Raw genomic sequence first — 20,595 nt, forward strand, 5'->3', positions numbered from 1 at the left:
ACGCATGCGGGCAATCGAGATCGCCGGCGCCGGCGGCCCCGAGGTGCTGGTGCCGGTCGAGCGCCCGGATCCGCATCCCGGTCCCGGCGAGGTCTTGATCGACGTTCACGCCGCCGGCGTGAACCGGCCCGACCTGATGCAGCGCGAGGGCCGGTATCCGCCGCCGCCCGGCGTCACCGACATCCCCGGTCTCGAAGTCGCCGGCCGCATCGTCGCGATCGGATCGTCCGAGGTGGACGCGGAGGCGGAGGGCACTGCGGCGGGCGCGGCGAGCGCCGGCGATCGGCCGCGTCGCGAATGGCAGGTGGGTGACGTGGTGATGGCGCTCGTCGCTGGAGGCGGCTATGCCGAGCTCGTCGCGGCGCCGGCGGTGCAGTGCCTGCCGATCCCGGCTGGCCTGTCGACGATCGAGGCGGCCGCGATGCCGGAGACGTACTTCACCGTGTGGACGAACGTCTTCGAGCTCGGGCGGCTGCGCCCGGGCGAGCGGCTGCTCGTGCACGGCGGCGCGGGCGGCATCGGCACGACCGCGATCCAGATGGCCGTGGCGCGCGGCGCGTCGGTGATCGCGACGGCCGGGACTGACGCGAAGTGCCGCGCGTGCGAGCGCCTCGGCGCGGCGCGCGTGGTGAACTACCGCTCCGAGGACTTCGTGGCCGCCGTCGCCGATGCCACCGGCGGGCGCGGCGTGGACGTCGTGCTGGACATCGTCGGCGGCGACTACACGCCACGCAACCTGAGCTGTCTCGCGATGGACGGGCGGCTGGTGCAGATCGCGGTGATGGGCGGTGTGGTCGCGGCCGTGCCGCTCTTCACGATCATGCGGCGGCGGCTCACGCTCACCGGATCGACGCTGCGCCCGCGCACGCCCGCGGAGAAGGGCGCCATCGCGGCCGCGGTCGAACGCGAGATCTGGCCGCTCGTCGAGGTTGGCCGCGTGCGGCCCGTGATCGACCGTACCTATCCGCTCGCGGACGCGGCCGACGCCCATCGCCGGCTGGAGAGCGGGGACGCGATCGGGAAGGTCGTCCTGCTACGCTGACCCGAGCGACGTCTTCTTGAACTCGGCGACGCGCTCCGTGATGGCGACCTCCACCGGCAGCCGCTCCATGCTGCTCGCGCCGTAGAAGCCGGCGATGCCGCGCGTGCGGCCCAGGATGTACTCGAAATCCTCCGGCTCGCTGATCGGCCCGCCGTGACAGATGACGAGCGCGTCCGGGCGCGTGGCGACCGCCGCGTCGCGGATCCGCTGGATGCGATCGACGCACTCGTCGAGCGTGAGCGCCGTCTTCGCGCCGATCATGCCCTTGGTCGTGAGCCCCATGTGCGCCACGAGGACGTCGGCGCCGGCGCGCGCCATCGCGATGGCGTCCTGATCGTTGAACACGTACGGCGTGGTCAGCAGATCCATCCGGCGCGCGAGCGCGATCATCTCGACTTCCTTCGCGTAGCTCATCCCCGTCTCCTCGAGGTTCTCGCGGAAGACGCCGTCGATGAGCCCGACGGTCGGGAAGTTCTGCACGCCGGCGAACCCCGCGCGCTTCACCTCCTCGAGGAACACCGGCATCAGGCGGAACGGATCCGTGCCGCACACGCCGGCGAGCACGGGGATCTGCCTGACGACCGGCAGCACCTCGCGCGCCATCTCCATGACGATGGCGTTGGCGTCGCCGTAGGGCATGAGGCCGGAGAGCGAGCCGTGCCCGGCCATGCGGAACCGGCCGGAGTTGTAGATCACGATCAGGTCCGCACCGCCCGCTTCGGCGGTCTTGCCCGACAGGCCGGTGCCGGCTCCGGCGCCGATGATCGGCACCCCACGGGCCACCTGCTCGCGCAGCCTGGCGACGACGTCGGAACGGCGAACGCTCATAGGGCCGACATTCTACGTCGTGTGCCGCCGCGCGACGTCACGCGTGGCCGCACGCGCGTCAGGGTCATGCGGGCGCCGTGTGCGGCGGGGCGACCGACGCGGATCTCGAGGAACCGCGGCCCAAGCCGCCGGCTCGGTCGCGACGTGCCGGAAATCGCGGGCCTGTCGTGAGCACTCGGAGCGAGACGCTGTACGTCGAACACGGCAGCCCACGTTCCGCCACGGGCACAGCGCCACACGCGAATGTGCCGTTTCCCGATGCTCTGGCGCAGGGCAAAGGTGGCGCCGCGAGTGCCGCTCTTGGCGGATCGGCCTCTTCGTTGCCGTCCGATCGGCCACCGTTGGCCCGCCCCCTCCCCCCCCCTTTTACCTTCTCCCCTCTTTCCTTTGCCCTTTACCCTCTGCCCTTTGCCCTTTGGTTGTCGGTTCGCAGCCGATCATCACCTCGGTCGCCTTGATCAGCGCGATCGCGGGCTGGCCGCGCCGCAGGCCGAGGGCAGCGACCGCGTCGCGCGTGATGACGGCCGTCAAGATCTCGCTGCCGATGCGGAGGCGCACCTGCGCGAGCAGGCCGTCGCTCCGCACTTCCTCGATGACGCCGCGCAGTTGGTTGCGCGTGCTCAACGCGATCACCGACGGTGCCGCGGCCGATCGCGCCGGGGCGCGCCGGTGATCGGGCAGCCGGCCCTGGCCGGCCAGGAGGCGCTCGACCTCCGAGACCGGCACCCGGTGGTGGCCGCCGCGCGTGCGCACGGTGCGGATGCCGCCCTGGTAGATCCATTGCTTGAGCGTCGAGTAGCTCACGCCGAGCCGCTCGGCGGCCGTGCTCGCGGTCAGGAGGGAACTGCGATCTGCCGGCACGGCTGGCAGGTCGTGGGCACTCGGGGCGAGGCGTCGTGTCATGCGCCCAATATAGCGCGATCCGATTCGCGGCGATTTCGTACGTTTTGATCGACGATTCGGTGCGGGCTACCCTCGACGACGTGGTCTCGACCCGTCGTCGAGTCGGCCCGACGTGGATCGCCGCCGGCGTGCTCTCGCTGGCGGCGGCGGTCGTCGCCATCGTGTCCGTCGGCTGCGCCGGCAGGGCGCCGGCCGATCGGCCGCGTCCGTCCGCGACCGTCTTCGCCGCCGCCTCCCTGCAATCGGTGCTCGACGATCTCGCGCCGCGGATCGCCCGCGACATCGGCGTCGACGTGCACCCGTCCTACGCCGCCAGCTCGGTGCTCGCCCGGCAGATCGAGCACGGCGCGCCGGCGGATCTCTTCATCTCCGCCGATCAGGCCTGGATGGACGATGCGGCGGCGCACGGGCGGATTCAGGCCGGGTCGCGCGTCGATCTCGTGGGCAATGCGCTCGTCCTCATCGCGCCGGCGGCCCGGCCGATCTCGCTGACGCTCACGGCTGGCGCGCCGATCGCCGCGGCGCTCGCCGGCGGCCGGCTGGCCGTCGCGGATCCCGACACCGTGCCGGCCGGAAGATACGCTCGCGCGGCGCTGACGCGCCTGGGCGTGTGGCAGGACGTAGCCGATCGGCTCGCGCCGGCCGACAACGTGCGCGCGGCGCTGCTCTTCGTCGCCCGCGGCGAAGCGCCGCTCGGCATCGTGTACCGTACCGACGCGATCGCCGAACCGCGCGTCGCGATCGTCGACGTCTTCCCGGCCGGCACCCACCCGCCCATCGTCTACCCGGCCGCCCTCACCGTGACCGCATCGCCCCACAGCGCCCGCGTCCTCGACTACCTCCACTCCGCCGACGCCATCGCCGTCTTCCTTCGCCACGGCTTCACGATCGTCGATCCCGAGCACCAAGGTACGCGGACCGAATAGGGCTTGCGGTTTACGACTTGGGCTCAGGACCCGGGACCCAGGACCCGGGACCCAGGACCCAGGACCGGGAGACCCAGGACCCTGCGAACCCGGGACCCGGGACTCGGGACCCCGGACCGGCCCTCCTGCGCTATCCTCTCTCCCCATGCGTCGCCTTCTGACGGTTCTGATCCCGCTGCTCGCCGTCGTGAGCTGCGGCGGCACCGGGTCACCGGCCTCGTCGCGTCCGGTGATCGGGGCCACGCTCCTCACCGGCACGCACGCGTTCTACAAGGATCTCGAGGCCGGGATGCGCGAGGCCGCCGCCGCGAAGGGGTTCGATCTCACGGTCGTCGCGTGCGAGATGGATCCGGCGAAGCAGGCGTCGCAGATCGAGGACCTCGTCGCGCGGCGCGTCCGCGCGCTGATCGTCGCGCCGTGCGACTCGAGCGCGGTCGTGCCGGCGCTCGGGGCGCCCGAGCGCGCCGGCATCCCGATCTTCACCGTCGACATCGCGGCTCACGGCGGCAAGATCGTGTCGCACGTCGCGAGCGACAACCTCGCCGGCGGGCGGCTCGCGGCCGAGGCGCTCGCGACGCGCATCGGCGGCAAGGGCAAGGTGGTGATCATCGACCATCCGACGGTGGCCTCGGTGCAGGATCGCGTCAAGGGCTTCGAAGAGGTGATGGCGAGGTATCCGGACATCACGATCGTGGCCAGGCCGTCGGCCGACGGGCAGCGTGCCCGCGCGACGCAGATCATGGAGGACATGCTGCAGGCGCACCGTGATCTCAAGGGCGTTTTCGGCATCAACGACGATTCGGCGCTCGGCGCGGCGAACGTCATCGAAGCCGCTGGCCGCCGCGACATCGTCGTCGTCGGTTTCGACGCGACGGAGGAAGCGCAGGCGGCGATCCGGCGCGGCAGCCCGCTCGAGGCCGACATCGCGCAGCACCCGCGCAGGATCGGCGAGACGGCGATCGACATCATCGCCCGCCATCTGTCCGGCGAAGCCGTGCCGGCCGTGGTGGCGGTCGAGGTGGAGGTCGTCGACGAATCCACGCTCGCGGCGAAGTGAGCCTGCTCTCCGCCGCGGGCGTCTCCAAGAGCTACGGCAGCGTCCGCGTGCTCGACGGCGTGGACTTCGGCGTCGACGCCGGGCAGGTGCACGTCCTGGTCGGCGAGAACGGCGCCGGCAAGTCCACGTTGATCAAGATCCTCGGCGGCGCCGTCGTGCCCGATGCCGGCGTGGTGCGGCTCGGCGGCCGGCCGCTCGAGCCCGGCGATCCGCGCGCCGTTCGCCGTCAGGGCCTGAGCATCGTGTACCAGGAGTTCACGCTCGTTCCCGAGATGAGCGTGTTCGACAACCTGGAGCTCGGGCGCGAGCGCGGGCCCGTGCTCCGCCGGGCGGGCGACGTGCCGCGCGTGCGCACGGTGCTCCAGGATCTCGACCTCGACGTCGATCCCGCCACGCGCGTCGGCGACCTGAGCGTCGCGCGGCAGCAGCTCGTGGAGATCGCGCGCGGGTTGCTCACCGACGCGCGCGCGCTCGTGCTCGACGAGCCGACCGCGTCGCTCTCGGGCCGCGAGGTCGACCGGCTGCTGGAGGTCGTGCGCCGCCTCCGCGCGCGCGGCCTCGGCATCGTCTACGTTTCGCACCGCTTCGAGGAGATCTTCGCGATCGCCGACCGCATCACGGTGCTGCGCGACGGCCGGGTGGTCGCGGTGACGGATGCCGCCGGCGCGAGCCGGCCGCAGCTCATCCGCTGGATGGTCGGGCGCGAGGTGTCCGAGGAGTTCCCGCCGCGGACGGCGTCGCCGCGCGAGACCGTGCTCGACGTGGCGAACCTCGCGGCGCCGCCGCGGTTCCACGACGTGAGCCTGTGCGTGCGGGCGGGCGAGATCGTCGGCCTCGCGGGCCTCGTGGGCGCGGGACGCACGTCGGCCGCGCTCGCGCTGGTCGGCGCGCTGCCGGCACGCGGGCGCGTCGCGATTGGCGGGCTCGCGGCGACGGTCGGATCGCCGGCCGACGCGATCGCGCACGGTATCGCGTACGTGACCGAGGACCGCAAGGCCCGCGGCATCCTGCCGCAGATGAGCACGGCCGCGAACCTGACGCTCACGTATCTCCGGCACTTCACGCGGGCCGGGTTCCTGTCGATTGCGGCCGAGCGCGCCGCCGCGTCGAGCACGGCGTCGCGATTCCACGTGCGGAGCGCGGGGCTGGACCAGCCGGCCGGCACGCTCTCGGGCGGCAACCAGCAGAAAGCGCTGCTCGGGCGCTTCCTGCTGCTGCCGCGGCGCGTCGTCGTTCTCGACGAGCCGACGCGCGGCGTGGACGTGGGCGCGCGCGCCGAGATCTACACCCTGATGAACCAGCTCACGACCGAAGGGCTCGGCATCCTGATGATCTCGTCCGACCTGCCCGAGCTCATCGGCATGGCGGACCGTGTCGTCGTGATGCGGCAGGGGCGAACGGTGGGCGAGCTCGCGCGCGGGGCGGCGACGCCCGACGCCGTGATGGCGATGGCGACGGGCGCATGATCCGCCGGCGCGCGCTCTCGGACTACGCAATCTTCGTCGCGCTCGCGGTCGAGTGCGTGGTGCTCGCGGTCGCGACCGACGCGTTCTTCACGGCCGACAACCTGTCGAACGTGCTGCGGCAGAACGCGTTTCCCGCCGTCATCGCTGCGGGCATGACGTTCGTCATCCTCACGGGCGGCATCGATCTGTCCGTCGGCTCGGTCGTCGCGCTGTCGGGCGTCCTCTGCGCCGACGCCATCGTCCGCGACCTCGGGCTCGGCACGGCCGTCGCCATCGGGATCGGCGTCGGCGTGCTCGTCGGGCTGCTCAACGGCGTGGTCGTCACCCGCCTTCGCGTGCCCCCGTTCGTCGTCACGTTGGCGACGATGCTGATCGTGCGCGGGGCGGCGTTCAAGTACACGGACGCGCGGACGATCTCGGGACTGCCGCCGGCGTTCTCGACGGTCAGCCAGAGCTGGTCGATGGCGATCGTGCTCGCGGCCGTGTTCGCGGCGAGCTGGCTGCTCCTGATGCGCACGCCGTTCGGCCGCCACGTGTACGCCACGGGCGGCAACCGCGAGGCGGCCTGGCTGTCGGGCGTGCGGGTCGACCGCGTGCTCGTCAAGGTTTACGTGCTGTGCGGCCTCGGCGCCGGGCTGGCGGGCGTGCTGGTCGCGTCGCGGCTCAGCGCCGGCTACCCGCGCGCCGGCGAGCTGTACGAGCTCGACGCGATCGCCGCCGTCGTCGTCGGCGGCACGAGCCTGATGGGCGGCCGCGGATCGATCTGGGGCACGCTGGCCGGCGCGTTCTTCATCGGGATCCTCAACAACGGCCTCAACCTGTACAACGTCAGCCCCTACGATCAGATGATGGTCAAGGGCGCCGTCTTCCTCGCGGCGGCGTCGCTCGACCGTTGGCGCAAATGACGGCTGGACAGCCGACGTCTGGGCATGGGGACATCTGGGCGATTGTCTGGAAACTGATCTACTTGGAAACTGACCGCGTGATCGTGCAACCAGGAGACGACGAGTGAAGATCGAACATGCTGCCTATCAAGTCCAGGATCCGGTCGCCGTGGCCGAGTGGTACGTGGAGCACCTCGGCCTGCGCGTGAAGCGCTCGCAGAGGGATCGGCCGTGGGGGTACTTCCTGGCCGACGACGGCGACGGGGTGATGATCGAGATCTACAACAACCCCAAGGCCTCCGTGCCCGACTACCGCAGCCTCGACCCGCTGCTGCTGCACCTGGCGTTCTACACGGACGACGTCGCCGGAACGCGGGCGCGGCTGATCGACGCGGGCGCGACGCCGGTCGGCGAGGTCACGACGAACGACGTCGGCGACGAGCTCGCGATGCTGCGCGACCCCTGGGGCTTCGCCATCCAGTTCGTCTCACGGACGACGAAGATGATTTAGGGCATCGGGGCATCGATCATCGGGCCATCGGGATATCTGATGTCCCGACGCCCCGATGATCGATGTCCCGATGCCTCAGGCCCTTCCCGCGAACTCGCGCGTCTCGGTGTGCACCTTCACCTTCTCGCCTTCCTTGATGAAGAGCGGCACGCGGATCTCGAGGCCGGTCTCGAGGGTGGCCGGCTTGGTGACGCCGCCGCTCGCCGTGTCGCCCCTCACGCCGGGCTCGGTCCGGTCCACGCGCAGTTCCACGTGGGGCGGCAATTGCAGCCCGATCGGCCGGCCGTTGTACCGCTGGATCTGCACGAGCACGTTGTCGGCGAGCAGCAGCCGATCGTCGCCGATCGTCTCGTCGCCGAGCGTGAGCGTCTCGTAGCTCTCCTGATCCATGAAGTGCGACCCCTCGGCGTCGCGGTAGAGGAACGCGGCGGGGACCACGTCCAGGTCGGGCTCGGCGAACTTCTCGCCCGCCTTGAACGTGCGGTCGAACACCGCGCGCGTGAGCAGGTTGCGCATCTTGAGGCGCACGAGCGTCTGCCCGCCGCGGGCCGTGGGCTTCGAGACCTCCACGTCCAGGCAGTGGTAGGGGGCGTTCTCGAACTCGAAGAACGTCTTCCGCTTGATGTCGATCGCTTCGATGAGGGCGGCCACAGCCTTGACATTCTATAGAACGACGGGGCGCCGCTTCGGCACGCCCCGGCCGTTCGCGACGACCCGGCGATGGCGCCGGCTCGCGGCCGGGCCGGTATAATGCGGAGAACCGCTTTCGGTCTTGCCGGCGCTCGCGCTCGCGGCGGCGCCCCCTGGCCGTCCGTCGCGCACCAATCCTGCGCCCGATACGAGCACGGAAAGGATCACCCGTATGTTGTTGGAAGAGAAGGACGTGAACAAGGCGCCGGCCGGCGTCGAGACGCTGCAGCACTTCATCCACGGGGAGCGCGTGGACGGCACGAGCGGGCGGTTCGGCGACGTGTACAACCCCGCGCTCGGCGCGGTCAAGGCGCGCGTGCCCCTCGCGACCAAGGACGAGGTCGGCAAGGCGATCGCGGCGGCCAAGGCGGCCTTGCCGGCCTGGGCGAACACGACGCCGCTGCGCCGCGCACGTGTGATGTTCAAGTTCAAGGAGCTGCTCGAGGCCAACATGGAGCCGCTCGCGGCCCTCATCACGGCCGAGCACGGCAAGGTGCACGACGATGCGATGGGCGAGGTGACGCGGGGGCTCGAGGTCGTCGAGTTCGCCTGCGGCATCCCGCACCTGCTCAAGGGCGAGTTCACCGAGAACGTCGGCAGCAACATCGACAGCCACTCCATCCGCCAGCCGCTCGGCGTCGTCGCCGGCATCACGCCGTTCAACTTCCCCGTGATGGTGCCGATGTGGATGTTCCCCGTGGCGATCGCCTGCGGCAACACGTTCGTGCTCAAGCCCTCGGAGCGCGACCCGTCGGCGTCGCTGTTCGTCGCGGACCTGTTCAAGCAGGCCGGCCTGCCCGACGGCGTGTTCAACGTGGTGAACGGCGACAAGGAAGCCGTGGACGCGCTGCTCACGCACCCGGACGTGCAGGCGGTGAGCTTCGTCGGCTCGACGCCGATCGCGCAGTACATCTACTCGACCGGCGCGGCGCACGGCAAACGCGTGCAGGCGCTCGGCGGCGCGAAGAACCACATGGTCGTGATGCCGGACGCGGATCTCGACAAGACCATCGACGCGCTGATGGGTGCCGCGTACGGATCGGCCGGCGAACGCTGCATGGCGATCTCGGTGGCCGTCGCGGTCACCGACGCGCTGGCCGACGCGCTCGTCGGCCGGCTGAAGACGCGGCTCGACACGCTGCGGATCGGCCCGGGCGCCGACAGGAAGAACGAGATGGGCCCGCTCGTCACGCGCGACCACTACAACCGCGTGAAGGGCTACGTGGACCTCGGCGTCGAGGAAGGCGCCACGCTCGTCGTGGACGGCCGCGGCTACCGCAACGACGTGTCGCCGAACGGCTTCTTCATCGGCGGCTGTCTCTTCGATCACGTCACGCCGGCCATGCGCATCTACAAGGAAGAGATCTTCGGGCCGGTGCTGAGCGTCGTGCGCGCGAAGAACTATCGCGAGGCCGTGGAGCTCGTCAACGCGCACGAGTTCGGCAACGGCACGGCGATCTTCACCCGCGACGGCGACAGCGCGCGCGCGTTCGCCCACGAGATCCAGGTCGGCATGGTCGGCATCAACGTGCCGATCCCGGTGCCGATGGCGTTCCACAGCTTCGGCGGGTGGAAGCACTCGCTCTACGGCGACCACCACATGCACGGCCCGGAGGGCGTGCGCTTCTACACGCGGATGAAGACGATCACGTCGCGGTGGCCCACGGGCATCCGCGCCGGGGCCGAGTTCATCATGCCGACGATGAAGTAGGCGGGAGCAGGGAGATCCGGATGGCGCTCGTGGACGTGACGGCGGAGAACTTCGAGGAGACGGTCGAGGACGGCATCGTGCTGCTCGACTGGTGGGCGAGCTGGTGCGGACCCTGCCGGACGTTCGCCCCGATCTTCGCGGCCGCGGCCGAGCACCATCCGGACATCACCTTCGGGAAGATCGACACCGAGGATCAGGAAGGGCTCGCCGGCGCGTTCGGCATCCGGTCGATCCCGACCGTGATGGTCTTCCGCGACGGCGTGCTGCTCGCGGCACAACCGGGCATGCTGCCGGCTGCCGACCTCGAAGACCTCATCGCCAAGGTCCGCGCGCTCGACATGGACGACATCCGCCGCCAGATCGAAGCCGAGCGCAGCCGCATCGTCACGACCGACTGAGCCACGTCACGACGCACGTCCGCGCCAGTAGCGCGCCAGCCCGTTCCACGAGAAGTCGAACCGGCCCGCACGCTCGTAGCCGAGCGCATCGGCCGCCGTGGTCGAGCGCGCCAGGTCGCGCGAGACGGCGTCCGAGAACGCGCGCGCCCGCATCTCGTCGGTGCCGGGCGCCTCGAGCAGCATCCGCACGCGCGCGCTCCAGTCCCCGATCTGCCGCCACAGCTCGCCGAAGTGCACGCGCGGCGCGGCCTGCGGGCCGAAGTGCGTGAGCACGATCTGCTCGGGATCCCAGTCGAGGATGCGATCCGTGGAGACGCGCCACGCCTCGAGGTCGATGTCGGGCGGCGGCGTGGCGGGCAGCACCACGCGGCTTCGCGGGCGGGCGAGGCCCGCCGTGTCGCCGACGAACGCGATGCGTCCGGCCGGCAGGAAGTAGCTGACGTGATGCGACGCGTGGCCCGGCGTGTAGGCCCACTCGACGTCGTGGCCGACGATCGCCAGGCGCTCGGCCGGCTCTCCCGACAGCACGCGCAGGCGGTCCGATGGCACCGGACGGATCTCACCCCACAGCCGATCCATGTCGTCGCCGTAGAGCCGCGTCGCGCTCGCGATGAGCTTGCGGGGATCGACGAGGTGCGCGGCGCCGCGCTCGTGCACGTAGACGACGGCGTTCGGACACTCGGCGAGGAGCGTGCCCGCCGCGCCCGCGTGATCGAGGTGGATGTGCGTGAGCAGGACGGCGCGCACGTCGGCAGAGGCGAATCCGCGCCGCGCCAGCGCCGCCCGCAGCGTCGTGAGCGTCGTGGACGGCCCGGGATCGATCACGGCAACGCCCTGCCGTCCATGGACGAGCACCGTGGCGATGACCTCGGGCGTGCCGAGGAACTCGAGGTCGACGCAGTCGAGGCCGGGTCCGAGCATCATGGAGACGACGCGATCCGGCTGCGGCGGAACCGCGGCGCGGAGGGCGCTTTCAGGATACCGGAGGTCGGCGCGCGGATCCCGCGATCGGCGGATCGCGCCGCGCGTCAGCGTCCCGTGCGGGCCCAGATGAGCAGCAGCGCGATCGCCAGCGGCACGAGCGCGACGCCGAAGGCGGCCAACGATCCGGTGGCCGTCAGCGCGAGGTGCTGCGCCTGTGGCGTGGTCGTGACGATGAACGGCTTGGCGCCGGTCCCGCGCGCGATCGTACGGCGCGTGATCGCCCGTGCCGCGTCGAAGAGCGCATCGTCGCGCTCTAGATCGGCGGTGGCGCTCTCGTCTTCTTCCTCGCTCCCTGTTTCGGCCGCCGCCTCGGCGTCGGCCATCTCGTCATCGTCGTCATCCTGATCATCATCATCGTCGTCATCGACGGATTCGGCGATGCCCTTCGAGAACTCCCCGAGCACGAGCAGCGGATCGCCGGCGTAGATCCGTTCCTCGGTGTAGCGGTACCGCTTCGCGCCGGCGACTTCGACGATCCGGTCGAGCGACTCGGTGGGCGGGACTTTCGGCGGATTTCGATCGCTCGGCTGTTCGCGGTCGCCGTACCAGCGGCTGCGGTCGGTCGGCGTCACCTCGGCGCGGAACGGATCGACGATGCAGACGCCGGTGCCGTCGCGCACGAAGAAGGGGGCGCCGCTCGTCCACTCCCGCGCGAGCTGCCAGCCGCCCCCGCCGCCGCTCGTCGGCCGCGAGACGTAGCGCTCGAGTCGCGCGTGATACCAGCAGCAGGGCCAACCCGTGAGCGGCGCCGTCACCGGACGGCCCGCGATCGCGTCGACGACGCCCTCGAGCTCGCAGAAGCCGTCGGCGGCGAGCGCAATCGGCGTCGTCGGCGTGCTCTTGACGAGGCTCGCCTGCCGCCTCGCGTGCACGCCGGCGAACACGGCGACGGCCGACATCGCGGCCAAGAACAGCAGCATGACGACGAAGACGCCGAGCGGGAGGGCGGCGATCATGGTCGCAGAGTATGCGCTCGACGGGTGGCGGCCGCAAATCTGGGCTGCAAATGAGCGTGCGAGGCGGTGCCATCAATGCGGACGGCCGCGCACGGCCTGGCGGAGCATCCGTCGTCGAATATCGGCGGCGTGTTTTCCTGCGCACGGCCCGGCGCCAGCGCTGTCAGCCGCGGAAGCGTGGTCGCCTGGCAGCGCGCGGCGCAGCGCCCGCACGTGTCGCGTGTGGCCTGCGATCCGATCAATTGCCGCGGTCCGCGATCGCGTGGGCGTCGTGCACCGCGCCGTCCTGCTCGCGGCCGCGAACGACGCGCTGCCCGCTCTGCGGGCCGGCACGCTCGGTGACGACCGTGCACTGTCCCTGGCTCCCGCCATCGTCCCAATGGATCACCACCCAGTCGCGCGTGCGGTCGAGCCGGTGCGCCCGCGCCGTGTTGGAGAACACCGCGGTGTACTCGCGGGTGCCGCGGCGCGTGTGGAGGATGGGGAGCCACGGCTCGTGGTCCGGGTTGAAGCGTCTCGGCGCGATCGTCGGGAGCCGGCCTGACGCGGCGGCATCGCGGTACTCGCGGTCGACGTCCAGGATCTCTTCCACGTTGGGCCCGCTGCCGGCGGGCGCGGCTGGCGGCCGGACCCGGCCGAGCCGTTCGGCCAGCACCGCCCGGATGCCGGCGAGCCGCTTCGGCCCGATGCCCGCGAGCGTCGTCAGCCGGCCGTCGTGCGCGGCCGCTTCGAGCGTCTCCAGCGTTTCGATGTGAAGGTCTTCGTGGAGCCGCGTCGCCAGCCGGCGGCCGATGCCCGGCACTGTCGAGAGCAGGCGGATGGGGTCCGCGTCGCCGCGCAGCCGGTCGAGCATCGGCGAATAGCCGAACCGCGCGAGGTCGCGGATCGTGCGGGCCAGGCTCTCGCCGATGCCTGGCAGCGCCTCGAGCGCCTCGACGCCGCCCCGGGCGAGCACGTCGGAGATCGGCGTCTCGAGCCGGCGGAGCGCGGCGGCCGCTCGCCGGTACGCGCGCACGCGGAACGCGTTGGCGTGCTGGCTGGCGAGCAGCGCGGCGATCTCGTCGAGCTTCGCGGCGATCGCGCGGTTCAGCACCCGCGCCTCGGCGGAATCGATCGACGGAGCGACGTCCGGCACCGGCATGGATCGTTCTGCCTGTGCCGGAGTGCAACTGATGTGCCCGGCCCGCTCGCGCACTCCGGCGGCGGTCGGCCCGGCCGCGCGAGCCCTGGCCGAGGCATTCCGAAACGACGCCGCGGGATCGTTCGCGCGGCCCGAGACGCGCGCGGCGCGCGTCAGGCCGTCGCGACGGCCAGCGCCTGGTCGATGTCCCCGAGGATGTCCTCGACCGCCTCGATCCCGACGCACAGGCGGATCATGTCCGGCGTCACGCCCGCGCTCGCCAGCTCGGCCTCGCCGAGCTGACGGTGCGTCGTGGACGCCGGGTGCGCGGCGAGCGACTTCACGTCGCCGATGTTCACGAGCCGCTTGAAGATCTGGAGCGAGTCGTAGAACTTCACGCCCGCGTCGAATCCGCCCTTGATGCCGAACGTCAGCAGCGCCGACGGCCGGCCGTTCGTGTACTTCTGCGCCAGCGCGTAGTACGGCGACGACTCCAGCCCCGCGTAGCTCACCCACGAGACCGACGGATGCCGCTCCAGATGGCGGGCGACGACCATCGCGTTGGCGACGTGCCGTTCCATGCGCAGCGAGAGCGTCTCGATCCCTTGGAGGAAGAGGAAGGCGTTGAACGGGCTGATGGCCGATCCCATGTTGCGCAGCGGCACCGTCCTCGCCCGGCCGATGAACGCCGCGGGCCCCAGGGCTTCCGTGTAGACCACGCCGTGGTACGCCGGTTCCGGCGTGCTCAGCATCGGGAACCGATCCTGGTGTTCCGCCCACGGGAACTTGCCCGAGTCGACGATGATGCCGCCGATCGACGTGCCGTGGCCGCCCATGTACTTCGTCAGCGAGTGCACGACGATGTCGGCGCCGAACTCGATGGGTTTCATCAGCACGGGCGTCGGCACCGTGTTGTCCACGATCGCGGGCACGCCGTGCCGGTGCGCCATCGCCGTGATGGTCTCGAGATCCGGGATGTTGCCGGCCGGGTTGCCGATGGTCTCGCAGTAGACGGCGGCCGTCCGGCCGTCGACGAGCGCCTCGAGCGACGCCGCCTGGTCGTCCTTCGCGAACCGCACCTCGATGCCCATCGCGGGAAGCTGGTGCGCGAAGAGCGTGTAGGTGCCGCCGTACAACTGGGGCACCGACACGATGTTGGCGCCGGCGCGGGCGATGGTGAGGATCGCGTAGGTGATGGCCGCCTGCCCCGAGCTGAGCGCGAGGCTGGCGATGCCGCCCTCGAGCGCGGTCACGCGCTGCTCGAGCACGTCCTGCGTCGGGTTCATGATCCGCGTGTAGATGTTGCCCGGCACGACCAGGTTGAACAGATCCGCGCCGTGCTGCGCGTTGTCGAACTCGTACGCCACCGTCTGGTAGATCGGCACCGCCACCGCCTTGGTGGTCGGATCGGTCTTGTAGCCTGCGTGAATCGCGAGCGTCTCGTCCTTCATCGGTCGTGTCCTCGTTGGTCGTCGGTGTGGGGGGCGTCGTGCCGCATGAGGCCCTCGAGCGGATGGCGCGGATCGATGCCGTCCATGAACGGCAGGCGGCGATCCAGGTTCGTGAGCTGGTAGACGAGGCCGAACCAGTTGTCGAACACCGCGCGCGCGGTGTCGCGCCAGGTGTTGTCGAGCCACGGGGCGACGCGCGGCTCCGGGAACTCCGGCAGCGCGCGGCCCGCCGCGCGCGCCGCGTGCGCGTCCTCGAGGTAGCGGTCGATGATCGCCGGCGCACCGCCGGCGACGTAGTGCTCCGGGAACGGCGGCAGATCGCGCTCGCCGTCGAAGTGCCGCAGCACCTCGCGCTTGTACTCCTTGAGCAGGCTGTTCGCGTCGTACTCCGGGTGCCCCTGGAAGTAGACGCGCCGCAGGCCGTCCTCGCTGACGGCCGCGTGGACGCCCGCCTCGGCGCTCTCGATCAGGATCTGGAGGCCCGCACCGACGAACTGCTCCCGCGTGATCGCGTTGTAGCGCGAGTGCGGCACGTCGAAGCGGGTGTTGATGTCGCGCAGGAGCGGGTGCCCGGCGGCGACGACGCGGTGCGCGTAGACGCCCCACTGCTTGCGGGGGAGCGGCACGCGATCGATGCCGTGGAGGAACTTCATCAGCGCGTGCGTCGACAGGCACGAGCAGAGCACGGACGTGACGTTCTCGGCCGCCCAGCCGATCACCTCGGTGAGCGGCCCGTAGAACGGCTCGAGGTCCAGCCGCGGGTTCGCGACGTTCGCGCCGGTGATGATGAGCGCGTCGAGCCCGTCGGCGTAGATGGTGGCGAGGTCCTCGTAGTGGCGATCGATGTAGGACTGCGTGGCCCCGCCGCGCGGCAGCCCCGGCACGGTGAAGCAGTGCACGAAGAACTGCGCGATGTGGTTCGAGCTGCCGACGAGCCGCATGAACTGCTGCTCGGTCACGCGAAACGCCGCGTCCGGCATCATGTTCAGCAGCCCGACGTGCAGCGCGCGGATGTCCTGGTGCTGCGCTTCCGGCACCGTCAGCACGGTGTGCCCCTGCCGCCGCAGGTCCCTGAACGTCGGGAGCGAGGTGTGTTCGACGATCGGCATGCCGGTACGAGACGAGCCACCGATTATACGGTCGCGTCGCCTTCGCCGTCAGGCGCGCGCGGCGGCCGCGATCAGAACATGAGCGCGCAGGCGAGCGCGCCGACGGCCGTCATCGACAGCCCCCAGGCGAGCAGCCGGTTGAAGAGGACGCGGGCGTCCTCGGTGCCGGGCACGAGGCCGGCGATGCAGAGCGCGCCGATCGTCGAGAGCGGCGACACGTCCACGAGGTGGCCGCCCACGTTGATCGCCGAGGCGATGGCCACCGGATCGCCGCCGCCGAGCCGCGCGACGAGGCCGGGAATGGTCGGGAGGAACGCCGGCAGCACGACGCCCGACGTGCTGCTGTACACCGAGACGAGACCGGTGACGAACGCGATGAAGCCCGTGATGGTGTCGGGCGTGGCCCAGCGGGCGAGCAGCGCAGTGAAGAGATCCAGACCCTGCGTCTTCTCCAGCAGCGCGATCAGCACCGTGACGCCCGAGACCATGAGGATCACGTTCCACGGCATGCGGCGAATCGCCGCGTCGTGATCGGCGACGCGGAGCGCGGCGAGCAGCACCGCGCCGGCGAACGCCGCCATGCCGACGTTCATGCCGAGGGCGAGCACGCCGACGAGCAGCGCGGCGATGACGCCGAGCGTGAGCCAGTTCGCCCGGTCGAGACGCGCGCGCGCCGGCGGCGCCGCCGCCTCGTCGGTGCCCGCATAGGAGAACCCGAACAGCCGCCAGCCGCCGAACGCGAAGTAGCCCGCGAAGGCGACGAGCGTCTGGGCCGCGAGGTTGTTGAGATAGGTCGGCCACTCGTAGCCGGGCAGGCCGATGCGCGTCATGATGCCGCTCACGATGATGCCCGTCGGCGCGACGGGCGAGAGCGAGCCCGCCGTCGCGCCGTGCCCGACCATGATCGCCATGAGGAACGCCGGAATCCGCGCGCGCGCCGCGACCGACATCGCCATCGGCGCGACGAGCGCCGTCGTCGCGATGTGCCCGGGCCCGAGCGACGCGAGCAGGCAGCACAGGGCGAAGAACATCATCGGCACGAGCCCGGCGTTGCCGCGGCACAGCCGAAGCGCGCGCTCGGCGACCTTCTCGAGGGTGCCGTTCTGCTGCGCCTGCGAGAAGAGCATCGTCACGCCCGTGAGCGTGAGGAAGAGCGACACGGGAAAGCCCGCGAGCACGTCGTTCAGCGCGATGCCGCCGTACCACGCCACGAGCCAGGCGAGCGCGATCGCCAGCACGCCGACGTTCCAGGACGTGACCGAGCTGGCGACGATGGCGACGAGGAGCGCCGCGAGCGACAGGCCGGCGGGGCTCATCCGCGCGCCTCGAGACAGGACGCGACGAGCACGGCCGGATGGACCGCCGTCTCGCCGGTGAGATCCGCCACCTGCTGCCGGCACGACGTGCCGGTGGCGACGATGACGGTGCCGGGGGCGCGGGCGCGGATGGCGGGCAGCAGCCGGTGATCGGCGATCGCGCGCGACAGCTCGACGTGCTCGTAGCCGAACGAGCCGGCCATGCCGCAGCAGCCGGCGTGGGTGTCGGTGACCGTCGAGCCGGGCAATCGCGCGAGCAGCGCGTGCGTCGGCCCGGCGAGCCCCATCGACTTCTGATGACAGTGCGCGTGGAGCAGGATCGCGGCCGGGCCGGGCCTGAAGCGCAGGCGGTCCGCGAGGTTGCCGGCGAGCTGCTCGAACGGCACGCAGGCCTCGGCGACCTCGCGGGCTTTGCGGGCCAGATCGCCGCGCAACAGATCCGGCGCATCTTCGCGGACGGCCGAGAGGCAGCTCGGCTCGCAGAAGACGATCGGCCGTCCCGCCGCGGCGTGCCGGTGGAGGCGATCGGTGTTGGCGGCCGCGAGCGCGGCGGCGTCGCGCAGCAGGCCCTTGGAGATCTTCGGCCGGCCGCAGCAGACGTTGCCAGCGAGCCCCACGCGAAGGCCGCCGGCCTCGAGCACCGCGGCCGCGGCGAGGCCGACGTCCGGATCGTAGTAGTTGCTGAACGTGTCGGCGAAGATCACGGCGTCGGCATGTTCGACCGCCGGCAGCCGGTCCTCGAGCCGGCGGCGGGCGAAGCGGGGCAGCCGGCGCCGGCCGTCGATGCCGAGCGCCAGCGCGCGTGCCTGCCGCACGAGCGGCGCGCCGGCGATCCAGTTCGAGACCGGCGCCAGCCGGCTGCCGATCCGGCCGAGCGCATGGACCTCGGCGAGCAGCCGCGCGCGGCGCGGCATGGCGTGCCGCGTCCAGTAGTCGGCGAGGAACTCGCTCTTGAACCGCGCCACGTCGACGCCCACCGGGCACTCGGCCTTGCAGGCGCGGCACTCGAGGCACCAGTCGAGCGTCCGGTACATCCCCTCGTCGCCGAGCCCGGCCTCGCCGAGGCGCCCGGCCATCGCCAGGCGAAGCGCGTTGGCGCGGCCGCGCGTCGAGTGCATCTCCTCGCGTGTGGCCATGAACGACGGGCACATCGTGCCGTCGAGCGTCTTGCGGCAGGCGCCGAGGCCGCTGCACATCTCGACCGCGCCGGCCATGCCCCCGTACGCCGAGTAGTCGAAGCGGGTGGCCGGCCGCGGCGTCTCGTAGCCGGCGCCGTACCGCAGGTTCGCGGTGAGCGGCTCGGCGTCCACGATCTTGCCGGGATTGAAGAGGCCCGCCGGATCGAACGTCCGTTTGATGGATTCGAAGGCGTCGTACAGCACCGGCCCGTACATCCGCCGCATGAACGGGCTGCGGACGAGCCCGTCGCCGTGCTCGCCCGAGAGCGCCCCGCCGAACTCGAGCACGAGCTCGGCGACCTCGCGGGCGATCGCCTCGAACCGCGAGACGCCGTCGGCGGTCTTGAGGTCGATGACCGGTCGCACATGGAGGCAGCCGACCGACGCGTGCGCGTAGATGCCGGCGGTCGTGCCGTGCCTCCGGACGATCTCGAGGAAACGCGCGATGTAGTCGCGCAGCCGTTCCGGCGGCACCGCGGTGTCCTCGACGAACGAGATCGCTTTCTCGTCGGTCTTCATCGCCATCGACAGCCCGAGCGCCGCTTCGCGCAGGCTCCAGATCCTCGCCTGCGCGTCGGCGGCGAGCGCGCGATGGACGTGCGATCCCCATCCCGCCGCGCGAAGATCCGCTTCGAGGGCGTCCAGCATGGGCGGGAGATCGGCGGCGCGGTCGGCGTAGAGCTCGACGCACAGCAGCGACGCGGGATCGCCCTCGACGAAGCTCCGCCGGAGCGCGTCGAGCGCCGGGCTCTTCTTCGTGTGATCGAGGATGAAGCGATCCATCACCTCGACGGCCGACGGCCGGTGGCGCAGGATGAGCGGCGTCGCCTCGAGCGAGTCGAGCAGGCTGTCGAACTGCACCGACAGCACGGCCTTGGCGGCCGGCAGCGGCACGAGCCCGAGCCGGGCCTCGAGCACGATGCCGAGCGTGCCTTCCGAGCCGACCATCAGCTTCGTGAGGTCGAACGGACGGCCGGGGACGAACGCGTCGAGGTTGTAGCCGCCGACGCGGCGCAGCACGTTGGGGAACCGGCGATCGATTTCCGCCGCGTGCTCGCGGCCGAGCTGCCGCAGGAGCCGGCAGCCGCGCGCCAGCACGCTCTCACCCGCGCACGCCGCCCGAGCCTCGTCGTCCGTCCACGCTCGCGCGCGCACGACCGATCCGTCCGAGAGCAGCACGTCCTGCTCGAGCACGTGATCGATGGTCTTGCCGTACAGGATCGAACGGGCGCCGCTCGAGTTGTTCGCCATCATGCCGCCGATCGTGGCGCGGCTGGCGGTGGAGACGTCGGGGGCGAAGCGCAGGCCGTGCGGCTTCAGCGCGGCGTTCAGCTCGTCGAGCACGACGCCGGGCTCGACGCGCGCCCAGCGTTCTTCGGGGTGCACGTCGAGCACGCGGTTGAGGTACTTGGACGTGTCCACGATCAGCCCGCGGCCGATCGCCTGGCCGGCCTGCGACGTGCCGCCGCCGCGCATCGTGATCGGGCAGCCGGCCTCGCGGCAGGCGTCGAGGATGGCGGCGAGGTCGTCGCGGGTGCGGGGGATCGCGACGCCGGCCGGCTGGATCTGATAGACGCTCGCGTCCGTCGAGTACAGCGCGCGCGACACCGCGTCGAAGCGGATCTCGCCCGCCACACGCGTCGTCAGCGCTCGCCGGAGGGCGTCGGGATCGAAGGCGTGCGCGGCGGCCATCGAGGATCGCGCTAGAGCCGCGTCGAGATCGCCATCGCGTCGTTGCGGGTCGACACGCCGGCTAGTGTATGCGCGATTGCGCCGGGTCAGCCGTGCCCGGCGCGGCGCGGGTCGCGGGGCGGACGACGCCAGATCTCGACGTCGTCGCGGTACACCGCCCGCACGCGATGGAGCGGAAGGCGGATGGACGAGCCGTCGGCGTCGGTCACGCGCAGCGCGCGCGGGTCGGCGGCGTCGAACGCCACCGAGGCCAGCGGCACGTGCTCTTCGCGGCTGGCCACGCGATCCCAGTAGGCGATCGCGAACGCACCTCGGCCGAATTCGGCGTCCCAGCGGATCCGGTGGAGGACGTCCTGAATGGGCTGCACGTCGC

General features: G+C 71.4%; 19 protein-coding genes. 8 read left to right on the plus strand and 11 right to left on the minus strand.

Annotated features, from left to right (window positions below; genetic code table 11):
• The first annotated feature begins 4 nt into the window (after positions 1-4).
• Complete coding sequence (locus IT184_17140; protein MCC7010537.1) at positions 5-1,042, plus strand: NAD(P)H-quinone oxidoreductase; 1,038 nt, start codon at positions 5-7, stop codon at positions 1,040-1,042.
• On the opposite strand, the gene IT184_17145 is transcribed toward IT184_17140, so the two are convergent.
• Together IT184_17145 and IT184_17150 are read right to left on the minus strand one after the other, a co-directional pair.
• Complete coding sequence (locus IT184_17145) at positions 1,034-1,870, minus strand: phosphoenolpyruvate hydrolase family protein (protein ID MCC7010538.1); 837 nt, start codon at positions 1,868-1,870, stop codon at positions 1,034-1,036. The two genes, IT184_17140 and IT184_17145, sit on opposite strands and share 9 nt — an antisense overlap.
• A 366-nt stretch (positions 1,871-2,236) precedes the next feature.
• The gene (locus IT184_17150) at positions 2,237-2,773 is read right to left on the minus strand and encodes a helix-turn-helix transcriptional regulator (GenBank protein ID MCC7010539.1); all 537 of its coding nucleotides are present in this window, start codon (positions 2,771-2,773) and stop codon (positions 2,237-2,239) included.
• Between the two features lie 116 nt (positions 2,774-2,889).
• Here IT184_17150 and modA point away from each other — a divergent pair, with 116 nt between their 5' ends.
• The 5 genes from modA to IT184_17175 all read left to right on the plus strand — a co-directional run bounded on the left by modA (position 2,890) and on the right by IT184_17175 (position 7,617).
• Positions 2,890-3,699, plus strand: a complete 810-nt coding sequence (gene modA, locus IT184_17155) for a molybdate ABC transporter substrate-binding protein (GenBank protein ID MCC7010540.1) — start codon at positions 2,890-2,892, stop codon at positions 3,697-3,699.
• Positions 3,700-3,844: 145 nt separating this feature from the next.
• Positions 3,845-4,756: a substrate-binding domain-containing protein gene (locus IT184_17160; protein MCC7010541.1), complete on the plus strand. Its 912-nt coding sequence runs from the start codon at positions 3,845-3,847 to the stop codon at positions 4,754-4,756.
• Positions 4,753-6,222, plus strand: a complete 1,470-nt coding sequence (locus IT184_17165) for a sugar ABC transporter ATP-binding protein (protein ID MCC7010542.1) — start codon at positions 4,753-4,755, stop codon at positions 6,220-6,222. The genes IT184_17160 and IT184_17165 overlap by 4 nt, the downstream gene beginning before the upstream one ends.
• A complete protein-coding gene (locus IT184_17170; protein MCC7010543.1) occupies positions 6,219-7,127 on the plus strand; it encodes an ABC transporter permease in 909 nt (302 codons plus the stop codon). Before IT184_17165 ends, IT184_17170 begins: the two co-directional genes overlap by 4 nt.
• A gap of 103 nt (positions 7,128-7,230) precedes the next feature.
• A complete protein-coding gene (locus IT184_17175) occupies positions 7,231-7,617 on the plus strand; it encodes a VOC family protein (GenBank protein MCC7010544.1) in 387 nt (128 codons plus the stop codon).
• 75 nt (positions 7,618-7,692) lie between these two features.
• On the opposite strand, the gene efp is transcribed toward IT184_17175, so the two are convergent.
• Positions 7,693-8,268, minus strand: coding sequence for an elongation factor P (efp, locus tag IT184_17180; GenBank protein ID MCC7010545.1), 576 nt, complete (start codon positions 8,266-8,268; stop codon positions 7,693-7,695).
• Positions 8,269-8,479: 211 nt separating this feature from the next.
• Between efp and IT184_17185 the strand changes: the two genes are divergently transcribed.
• On the plus strand, positions 8,480-10,018 hold the full coding sequence (locus tag IT184_17185; GenBank protein MCC7010546.1) for a CoA-acylating methylmalonate-semialdehyde dehydrogenase: 1,539 nt from the start codon (positions 8,480-8,482) through the stop codon (positions 10,016-10,018).
• Positions 10,019-10,038: 20 nt separating this feature from the next.
• The gene (gene trxA, locus IT184_17190; GenBank protein ID MCC7010547.1) at positions 10,039-10,416 is read left to right on the plus strand and encodes a thioredoxin; all 378 of its coding nucleotides are present in this window, start codon (positions 10,039-10,041) and stop codon (positions 10,414-10,416) included.
• 6 nt (positions 10,417-10,422) lie between these two features.
• Here trxA and IT184_17195 read toward each other — a convergent pair whose 3' ends face one another.
• The 8 genes from IT184_17195 to IT184_17230 all read right to left on the minus strand — a co-directional run bounded on the left by IT184_17195 (position 10,423) and on the right by IT184_17230 (position 20,590).
• Positions 10,423-11,340, minus strand: coding sequence for an MBL fold metallo-hydrolase (locus IT184_17195; protein MCC7010548.1), 918 nt, complete (start codon positions 11,338-11,340; stop codon positions 10,423-10,425).
• Positions 11,341-11,444: 104 nt separating this feature from the next.
• Positions 11,445-12,356: a hypothetical protein gene (locus IT184_17200; GenBank protein ID MCC7010549.1), complete on the minus strand. Its 912-nt coding sequence runs from the start codon at positions 12,354-12,356 to the stop codon at positions 11,445-11,447.
• Positions 12,357-12,594: 238 nt separating this feature from the next.
• Complete coding sequence (locus tag IT184_17205; GenBank protein ID MCC7010550.1) at positions 12,595-13,497, minus strand: DNA-binding protein; 903 nt, start codon at positions 13,495-13,497, stop codon at positions 12,595-12,597.
• 152 nt (positions 13,498-13,649) lie between these two features.
• On the minus strand, positions 13,650-14,927 hold the full coding sequence (locus IT184_17210) for an O-acetylhomoserine aminocarboxypropyltransferase/cysteine synthase (protein MCC7010551.1): 1,278 nt from the start codon (positions 14,925-14,927) through the stop codon (positions 13,650-13,652).
• Positions 14,924-16,036 (minus strand): homoserine O-succinyltransferase, encoded by a 1,113-nt coding sequence (locus IT184_17215; protein ID MCC7010552.1) that lies wholly within the window; start codon positions 16,034-16,036, stop codon positions 14,924-14,926. The genes IT184_17210 and IT184_17215 overlap by 4 nt, the downstream gene beginning before the upstream one ends.
• 71 nt (positions 16,037-16,107) lie before the next feature.
• Positions 16,108-17,352 (minus strand): C4-dicarboxylate ABC transporter, encoded by a 1,245-nt coding sequence (locus IT184_17220; protein ID MCC7010553.1) that lies wholly within the window; start codon positions 17,350-17,352, stop codon positions 16,108-16,110.
• Positions 17,349-20,222 carry an FAD-binding protein gene (locus IT184_17225; GenBank protein MCC7010554.1) on the minus strand — a complete coding sequence of 958 codons (2,874 nt, stop codon included), beginning with the start codon at positions 20,220-20,222 and terminating at the stop codon, positions 17,349-17,351. Before IT184_17225 ends, IT184_17220 begins: the two co-directional genes overlap by 4 nt.
• Positions 20,223-20,308: 86 nt before the next feature.
• Positions 20,309-20,590, minus strand: coding sequence for a DUF504 domain-containing protein (locus IT184_17230; GenBank protein ID MCC7010555.1), 282 nt, complete (start codon positions 20,588-20,590; stop codon positions 20,309-20,311).
• Positions 20,591-20,595: the final 5 nt, after the last annotated feature.

The organism is Acidobacteriota bacterium, assembly GCA_020853395.1.
GTDB lineage: Bacteria > Acidobacteriota > Vicinamibacteria > Vicinamibacterales > SCN-69-37 > JADYYY01.

Excerpts from the sequence above, each read along its gene's own strand:
- IT184_17140 (MCC7010537.1), top strand. The coding sequence starts at position 5 with ATGCGGGCAATCGAGATCGCCGGCGCCGGCGGCCCCGAGGTGCTGGTG.
- IT184_17195 (MCC7010548.1), bottom strand. The coding sequence starts at position 11,340 with ATGATGCTCGGACCCGGCCTCGACTGCGTCGACCTCGAGTTCCTCGGC.
- IT184_17205 (MCC7010550.1), bottom strand. The coding sequence starts at position 13,497 with ATGCCGGTGCCGGACGTCGCTCCGTCGATCGATTCCGCCGAGGCGCGG.
- IT184_17150 (MCC7010539.1), bottom strand. The coding sequence starts at position 2,773 with ATGACACGACGCCTCGCCCCGAGTGCCCACGACCTGCCAGCCGTGCCG.
- IT184_17200 (MCC7010549.1), bottom strand. The coding sequence starts at position 12,356 with ATGATCGCCGCCCTCCCGCTCGGCGTCTTCGTCGTCATGCTGCTGTTC.
- IT184_17225 (MCC7010554.1), bottom strand. The coding sequence starts at position 20,222 with ATGGCCGCCGCGCACGCCTTCGATCCCGACGCCCTCCGGCGAGCGCTG.
- IT184_17145 (MCC7010538.1), bottom strand. The coding sequence starts at position 1,870 with ATGAGCGTTCGCCGTTCCGACGTCGTCGCCAGGCTGCGCGAGCAGGTG.
- IT184_17185 (MCC7010546.1), top strand. The coding sequence starts at position 8,480 with ATGTTGTTGGAAGAGAAGGACGTGAACAAGGCGCCGGCCGGCGTCGAG.
- IT184_17210 (MCC7010551.1), bottom strand. The coding sequence starts at position 14,927 with ATGAAGGACGAGACGCTCGCGATTCACGCAGGCTACAAGACCGATCCG.
- IT184_17160 (MCC7010541.1), top strand. The coding sequence starts at position 3,845 with ATGCGTCGCCTTCTGACGGTTCTGATCCCGCTGCTCGCCGTCGTGAGC.
- IT184_17170 (MCC7010543.1), top strand. The coding sequence starts at position 6,219 with ATGATCCGCCGGCGCGCGCTCTCGGACTACGCAATCTTCGTCGCGCTC.
- IT184_17220 (MCC7010553.1), bottom strand. The coding sequence starts at position 17,352 with ATGAGCCCCGCCGGCCTGTCGCTCGCGGCGCTCCTCGTCGCCATCGTC.
- trxA (MCC7010547.1), top strand. The coding sequence starts at position 10,039 with ATGGCGCTCGTGGACGTGACGGCGGAGAACTTCGAGGAGACGGTCGAG.
- IT184_17215 (MCC7010552.1), bottom strand. The coding sequence starts at position 16,036 with ATGCCGATCGTCGAACACACCTCGCTCCCGACGTTCAGGGACCTGCGG.